2 protein-coding genes and 1 pseudogene are annotated in these 8,232 nt (G+C 74.9%); all 3 read right to left on the bottom strand.

Features of this window, described 5'->3' with window-relative positions; genetic code table 11:
• Nucleotides 1-3,101: type I polyketide synthase (locus JAO81_RS39280; RefSeq protein ID WP_199552798.1), on the bottom strand; the 3,101-nt coding region annotated here is incomplete at its 3' end.
• 8 nt (nt 3,102-3,109) lie between these two features.
• Nucleotides 3,110-4,834 (bottom strand): SDR family NAD(P)-dependent oxidoreductase, encoded by a 1,725-nt coding sequence (locus JAO81_RS39285; protein WP_199552804.1) that lies wholly within the window; start codon nt 4,832-4,834, stop codon nt 3,110-3,112.
• A 306-nt stretch (nt 4,835-5,140) separates the two neighbouring features.
• Nucleotides 5,141-8,158, bottom strand: a pseudogene (locus JAO81_RS43190) (acyltransferase domain-containing protein); the annotation flags it as partial.
• Nucleotides 8,159-8,232 lie beyond the last annotated feature (74 nt).

Raw genomic sequence — 8,232 nt, forward strand, 5'->3', positions numbered from 1 at the left:
ACAGAGACGTGTGCGGGCTCGGCCGGCACAGAGACGTGTGCGGGCTCGGCCGGCACAGAGACGTGTGCGGGCTCGGCCGGCACAGAGACGTGTGCGGGCTCGGCCGGCACAGAGACGTGTGCGGGCTCGGCCGGCACAGAGACGTGTGCGGGCTCGGCCGGCACAGAGACGTGTGCGGGCTCGGCCGGCACAGAGACGTGTGCGGGCTCGGCCGGCACAGAGACGTGTGCGGGGCCCGGTCTCGTGGAGCCGTCCGCGGCAGGAGCGAGGCCCGGTGCCGCGGCCGCGTCCTCTGCCCGCGCGGCAACCGACGTCGCCTCTCCGGCAGACGCGGAAGCAGAAGCTCCCGCCGCCGGTCCGCGCGTACGGTCGCCGGCCGTCGAGCCGGAGAGCAGCGCCTCGAAGTCGGGCTCCCCGCCGAACGCCCACACGCCCGCCGCCACCCGCAGCAGCTGGGTCATCCCGTCGCTGCGCGGCGCGTTGGCGGAGACGGCCAGATGCGGGCGGCCCGACAGGGTGTCGCCCACCAGGGCCGGGAGCTGGCCCGTGCCCAGCTGGACGAAGGCGCGGAACCCGGCCGCGTACAGCTCCTCGGTGAGCATCCGGAAACGGACCGGCTCCAGGAGGTGACGTACGAACAGTTCGCGCGCCGCCTGCTCGTCGGCCGGGAAGGGCGCCGCGGTCGTGCCCGACCACACCGGGACCGACGGCCGGAGCAGGGTGAAACCGCGGGCGGCCTCCTCGATGGGTGCCAGGTACGGCGCCAGCATCGGGGTGTGGAAGCCGGACTCGAACGGAAGGACCTGACCGAGCACCCCGTCCGCCCGCAGCCTTGCCGTGAGCGCCTCGACCTGGGGGTGCGGGCCGCAGGCGACGGACTGGCGCGGGGCGTTGTCGTGCGAGAGCGCCACGCCGGGGAACGCGCCGAGCAGCGCCTCGATCTGCGCGGCCGGGGCGCCGAAGGCGGCGAAGGCCAGTCCGGGTACGCGCAGCGCGGACGGGTCGAAGTCCCGCAGAAACGCGTCGACTTCGGCGGATTCGTACATCCCGGCGACCGCCATCGCGGTCCACTCCCCCACGCTGTGCCCCGCCATGGCGTCCGCCGTGAGACCGATCCGGCCGAGCGCCTGGGCGAGCAGCCGTCCGACGCCGAAGACGGCGGCGCCGTGCTCCCCCACGTCGCCCCCCCGGGCGTCGGCGGACTCCACCGGCCGGGGCCCCGAGGGCCGGGGCACGCCGGGGATCCCGGGCGCGAACTCGGCTTCGAGGCCGGGGAAGAGGAAGGCCGTGCGGCCACCGCCGGGGCCGAGCAGCGGACGCGGCGCACACCACACGTCGCTGCGCCCGCCCCACTCCCGTCCCTGGGCGACGGCCTTGCGGGCGAGGGCGAGGCGGCGGGGCGTGGGGTCGAGCACGGCGACCCGGGTGTGGCCCGTGCCCGTCGACCGGCCGTCCGCCCGGCGCAGTTCGGCGTCATCCGCGGCGAGCAGTCCGGCCAGGGCGTCCGCGTCCACGGCGGCGAGCCGCAGCAGGCGTACGGGTTCGGTGACCTGCACACCGGAGGCACGGACCGGATCTTCGGTCACCGCGGCCGAGGGGTGGACCGAATCGGCAACCCCTTCGCCCGACGCACGGACCGCACCGGCACTCCCCTCGCCCGACACACGGACCGGACCGTCACTCCGCCCAGCGCCCCTACCCGCCGTCACCGGCTCCGCCACCGGCACCTGCTCCAGAACCACATGCGCATTGATCCCGCCGAACCCGAAGGCGTTCACCGCCGCCCGCCGCAGCGGCGCCTCCCACGGCCCCGCCTGCGCCACCGGCCGGAACCGTGTCTCGAGGAGCGCCGGATGCGGATCGTCGCAGTGCAGCGTCGGAAGGAGCACGCCCCGGTGGATCGCGAGCGCGGCCTTCACCAGGCTCGCGACTCCGGCCGCCGGCATGGTGTGCCCGATCATCGACTTGACCGAGCCGATCACCGCGTCCGGCGCCCCGCGCCCGAACACCTCGGCCAGCGTGGCCATTTCCGCCGCGTCACCGTTCGGCGTGCCCGTGCCGTGCGCTTCGAGCAGGCCGAGCGAACCGGGCTCGGCCGGGTCGAGGCCGGCGGCCTCCCACGCGAGCCGTACCGCGCGGGCCTGCCCGCCCGGGTCGGGGTTGACCAGGGAGGCGGCACGTCCGTCGCCCGCGACGCCCACTCCCCGTACGACCGCATAGACGCGGTCCCCGTCGCGCAGGGCGTCATCGAGCCGCTTCAGAACGACGACGCCCGTGCCCTCGCCCATCAGGACACCGTCCGCGTCCCGGTGGAAGGGGCGGATCCGGCCGCTCGGCGACAGGGCGCGCAGCTGCGAGAAGACCGACCAGAGGGTGATGTCGTGGCAGTGGTGGACGCCGCCCGCCAGCATCACGTCGCAGCGGCCCGCGGTGAGTTCGGTGACGGCCTGGTCGAGCGCGACCAGCGAGGAGGCGCAGGCGGCGTCCACGGTGTACGAGGGGCCGCGCAGGTCGAGGCGGTTCGCGACGCGCGAGGCGGCGAAGTTGGGGACGAGACCGATCACGGACTCGGGGCCCTCGGGGCCGAGCGCCTCCTGGAAGGCGTCCCGTACGAGACCGAGCCGGTCCTCTCCCAGCTCCGGGAGCAGCTCCCGCAAAGTGCGCACGAGTTGGGCCGAGGTCCGCAGCCGCTGGTCGAGGCGGGCGAGACCCGAGGTCAGATAGCCGCCGCGGCCGAGCACGACACCGACCCGCGCGCGGTCGGACGGAAGCGCGCTTGCCATGTCCGTGAGCGCGGCGGCCGCGGTGCGCAGGGCGATCAGCTGGTCGGGTTCGGTACCGGCCACCGAGCCGGGCATGATCCCGAACGCGGTCGGGTCGAAGTCGGCGATCCCGTCCACGAATCCGCCGCGCCGGGTGTAGACCGCGTCGGGCCGCCCGCCCGCCGGATCGAAGTACGCCTCGCTGTCCCAGCGCCCTGCCGGCACCTCGCTCAGCGCGTCCGCACCGTCGACGAGATTGCGCCAGTACGACTCCAGATCACCGGCACCCGGCAGGGTCACCGCCATCCCCACGATGGCGACGGGCTGTTGACGTCTCATCGCGCCGCTCACCAGCCGGACGCGGTGTAGACGACCTCGTCGGTGCCGCTGTCGCCCCAGGCGAGCTCGCGCAGCAGGGCGAGCACGCCCTCCTCCGGGTCGATCAGCTCGATCCCGCGCCGCGCGTACTCGCGGCCGAGTTCGGGTCCGACCATGCCGTCGTGTGCTCCGGTCGGCGCCCACGGCCCCCAGTGCACGGTCAGGGCGCGAGTGCCGGTGGCGTCCTGCCAGCGGCGGCCGATCCGGGCCAGGGCGTCGTTGGCGGCGGCGTAGTCGATCTGGCCGCGGTTGCCGAAGACAGCCGAGATGGAACCGAACAGGACGGTGAAGCGAGGCAGTTGGGGCAGCCGGTGCAGCGCGGCGAGCAGCGTACGGGCGCCGTCCACCTTCGTCCCGTACACGCGCCGGAAGGAGTCCGGATCCTTCTCGGCGAGCAGCTTGTCCTCGATGACACCGGCCGCGTGCACGACGCCGTCGATCCGCCCGTACGTCGTGTACGTCTCCTTGACCGCCTGCTGCACCGCCTCCGCGTCCCGCAGATCGACCGCGCGGTAACCGGCCTGGCCGCCCGCGTCATGGATCTCGGCGAGGGTGCTCGCGATCTCCCGCTGGGCGAGGATCCGGCCGACGGTCCGCTCGATCTCGGCGGGCCTGAGGCCGCCGCGCGCGATCAGGGCGGAGCGCAGGGCCGCCTTGTCGCGGGCGTCGCTGAACTCGTCGGGCAGATCGGGCAGTTCGGTCCGTCCGAGGAGTTCGATACGGCACCGGGAGGCCGCCGCGAGCGCCACGGCGAACCGTGCGGTGATCCCGCGCCCTCCCCCGGCGAGCACGACCACCGAGTCCGGGCCGAGCCCGAGGACGGTCGCCTCGGCGACACCGGTGCCGGCCGGTCCGGCGCCCGAGGTGGCCAGGAGACCGAGGCTCAGCTCGCAGGGGGCGAGGCCGCGCCGGGTGCGGTCGGTGCGCAGCACGACCGGCTCGCGGTCGGGCGCGAGCAGTTCCTCGACGATCACCTCGGCCTGTTCGGCGGCCCCGCGCGCCGGGTCCACCTCGACGCTGCGGGCGACGGTGTCCGGGTACTCACGGGCGACCGTACGGAAGAAGCCGGCGAGCCCGCTGGTGTCCTTGGTGTGGTGCGCGGCGAGCAGCCAGCGGGGGCGCCGGCGCAGGGCGGCCTGGAACAGCGGGAAGGCGCCGGGCAGTACGGGTTCGCCGTGGTCGGCGAGCGCACCGACGTGGATGAGCCCGTCGACGGCGCCCTGGTGCCCTTCGAGATCGTCGCCGATCCGCGAGGCGATGGCGCCGAGCACGGTGAGCCGCGTGACGAGCGCCTGCGCGACCGGCGTCCCGTCCCCGACGAGCACGAACCGCTTCCCCCTCAGATCCTGGGCGGCCACGGCTCCCGGGGCGGGGGCCGGGTCCAGAGGAGTCGGGGTGAGGACGTAGCGCTTGGGGGCGGCGATGGTGAGGGCGGGCTCGGGTGCCGGGGCCGGTTCGGGGGTTGCTTGCGGTGTGGGAGTCTGCTGCGGGTCGGGGTTTTCGTGTGCTCGTACGGGCGTGAGGTCCTGCGGCTGTACGGGCGTGGAGTCCTGCGGCTGTACGGGCGCGGCGTCCTCCGCCCGTACGGTCACGGACTCGGCGTCGGCGTTCGCGACCGCGTGCGGGGCGCGAGGCTCGGTGTCGGCCGGAAGGCTCGGGGCCGGGGCGTCCCAGGCGGTGGCGGCGGGCTCCATGGGGGCCGGTCCGGTGGCGGGCTCGGCGGGGGCGCCGGGGAGTTTGCGTACCGCGTCCGCGTCGAGGGAGCGGCCGACCCAAGCAGGGTCCTCCAGAGGGTCGCCGTCGAGGAGGCCGCTCGGTGCGTGATTCTCCGTATCGGCCCCGTGAGATGAGTCTGCGTCTACAGCCGCCCTCGGAGCGCCCGTGTCGACAGGCACGACCGCTTGGGCCGCCGGGGCGGCAGGGGCGCCGAGATCGTGCTCGTTCGCCCCGGCCGAGGCGCCCGCTGTGTGCACCTCATCAGCCGGAGCGGCCTGCCCCGCTCCCCCGGCCCGTACCGACAACCACTGCGCGATCCCCGCGGCCGTACGGGCCCGGGTCAGCTCCTCCAGCTCCGCGTCGGGCAGCGACCGCAGATCCACACCGGAACCGAGCAGCCGACGCCCCAACTCCCCGGCAATCTCCGTCCGCTTGATCGAGTCGACACTCAGATCCGCTTCCAGATCCAGATCCGGCTCGATCATCTCCACCGGATAGCCGGTCCGCTCGGCGATCACCGCAAGCACCGTGGCAAGCACATCCACCTCGGGCACGACCGCGACGGCCTCAGCCGGCCGGGCCGCGACAGGTGCGGGAGCGGCGGCCTGCGCGGGGGCCGTCTCCTCCACCCGGGGCCGCAGCCACTGCGCGATCCCCTCAGCCGTACGGGCCCGGGTCAGCTCCTCCAGCTCCGCGTCGGGCAGCGACCGCAGATCCACACCGGAACCGAGCAGCCGACGCCCCAACTCCCCGGCAATCTCCGTCCGCTTGATCGAGTCGACACTCAGATCCGCTTCCAGATCCAGATCCGGCTCGATCATCTCCACCGGATAGCCGGTCCGCTCGGCGATCACCGCGAGCACCGTGGCAAGCACATCCGCCTCGGGCACGACCGCGACGGCCTCAGCCGCAGGAGCCGGTGCCTGCGAGACCGCCGACACCACCGAGGCCTCGAGCACCGGAAGCTCCGCCGGAGCCGGCGTCGCGGCCGGAGCCGCGGCGGCCACCGAGGCGCCGGGCGCACCGAAGTACGTCAGGAGCACATCCCGCTGCGCGGCCACCATCTCCCGGCTGTTCTGCAGGAATTCGCGCAGCAGCGCCTCACGGTCGTCGAAACCGCCGCCGCCCGTCCAGTCCGTACGCACACTCGTCTCCAGGGAAATCCGTCGGGCGGGCTGCAGCGCCCCGGGCAGCGGGCTGCCGTCGGCCGTGCGGACCAGGTGGCCGTCGACCGTCCAGCCGGGCCGCTTGGGTTCGGCGCCCCGCGCGGCGAGGACCGCGTCACGTCCCGCGCACAGCGGCGCCGTCGTGACCGGCACTCCGGCCGCGAACAGCCGGGCGAGGGCTTCGAGATGGCCGCGGAGCCCGGCGTCGGGCCGCGGCTCGAACGGCACGGCGGTATGCGGACGGTCGCCGAGGATCTGGCCGACCAGTCCGGTGAGCACGGTGGAGGGCCCGGCCTCGACGAAGACCCGCGCCCCGGCGTCGTACATCGCCTCGATCTGTTCGGCGAAGCGGACCGGCGCGCCGATCTGTTCGGCGAGGTGGACCCGTACGTCCGCGGGTGAGGACGCGTAGCGGGTGCCGGTGCGGTTGGCCCAGACCGGGAACTCGGGGGCGCGTACCGCGTAGTCGGCCAGGGCGGACGAGAAGCGCGGGACAGCGCGGGCGACGAGCGGGCTGTGGAAGGCACAGGCGACCGGGAGCGGGCGTGCGGTGAAACCGGCGGCGGCCAGCGCCTCGACGGCCTGGGCGACGGCGGCCGTGGGGCCCGAAATGACCGTCTGCCGGGGCGCGTTGTGGTTCGCGGCCACCACCTGGTCGGCGAGTCCGGCCTCGACGATGACCCGCCCGGTCTCTTCGGCGGAGGCCACGACCGCGGCCATCGTCCCGGGGTCGTCCCCGGTGGCGGCCAGGATCGCCTCGGCGCGGGCGCGGCTGAGCCCGGCGAGTGCGGCCGGGTCGATACTGCCGGCGGCACAGAGGGCGACGAGTTCGCCGTACGAGTGTCCGGCGGCCATGTCGGGCCGTACGCCGGCGAGGGTCAGCACGTCGTACGCGGCGAGCGAGACGGCGCCGAGTGCGGGCTGTGCGTTGCGGGTGTCGGTGAGCCGGGCCCGCTGGGCGGTGCGCTCGGCGTCGCTGAACGCGGTGGGCGGGAAGATCACGTCGGCGGGTGCGCCGAGCAGGTGCCGCTGCGTTCCGGGGAAGGCCGCGAACACCTCGGCGAGCATCCCGGGCCGCTGGCTGCCCTGACCGGGGAAGAGGAAGGCGACCTTGCCGTCCCCGAGCCCGCCCTCGGCCGGGAAGACGCCGGCCGTTCGCTTTCCGTCCAGCAAGCCACGTACCAGCGAAGGCAGTTGATCGGCCGAGTCGGCGACCACCGCGCCGAAGGACGTCCGCGCGCCGGTCTCCGCGCGCCGGGCCGCCGCGAGCGCGAGGTCCCGCAGCCGCCAGGCGCCGGACTCGGCGAGCGCGAGGGTCTCCTCGGCGGCTTCGCGCGTACGGAAGACGAAGAGCTCGGCGGGCCACTGCGCGCTGCCCTGCCGAGGCGGGGCCCCGCCTTCGTATGCCTGGAGCACGACGTGGAAGTTGGTGCCGCCGAACCCGAACGCGCTGACTCCCGCGGTCCTGCGCGCGGGCGGCTCGGCCCAGGGCAGGGCGCGCCCGTGGAAAGCGAACGGGCTGTCGGCCTCGGACCAGGCGGGGTTGGGCTCCTTGACGTGCAGGGTCGGCGGGCGCACCCCGGTGTGCAGGGCGAGCGCGGTCTTGATGAGGCCCGCGAGTCCGGCCGCGCACTTGGTGTGCCCGATCTGCGACTTCACCGAGCCGACGACGCACGCACCGGGCTCGGCTCCGGCCTCGGTGAACACCTCGGACAGGACGGTGAGTTCGGTGCGGTCGCCGACGACGGTGCCGGTGCCGTGCGCCTCGACCAGGCCGACCTCGGCGGGCGAGATACGGGCCTGGGCGTAGGCGCGTTCCAGGGCGGCGCGCTGGCCTTCGGGGCGGGGGGCGGTCAGGCCGAGGGAGCGGCCGTCGCTGGCCGCGCCGACACCCTTGATCACGGCGTAGATCCGGTCGCCGTCCCGCTCGGCGTCCACGCGCCGCTTGAGGACCACGCAGGCCACGCCCTCGCCGAGCGCGATGCCGTCCGCGTCGGCGGCGAAGGGCCGGCAGCGGCCGGTCTTGGACAGGGCGTGCACGGAGGAGAAGAGCAGGAAGTCGTTGATGCCGTTGTGCAGATCGGCCCCGCCGCACAGCGCGACGTCGGCGGCACCGGGGACCAGCTCCTTGCAGGCCAATTCGGGCGCCGGGGGGGGCGGGGGGGGGGGCCCCGCCGGCGGGGGGGGGGGGGCGGCGCGGGCGGGGGGGG

It is taken from the genome of Streptomyces sp. N35 (assembly GCF_016464295.1).
GTDB lineage: Bacteria > Actinomycetota > Actinomycetes > Streptomycetales > Streptomycetaceae > Streptomyces.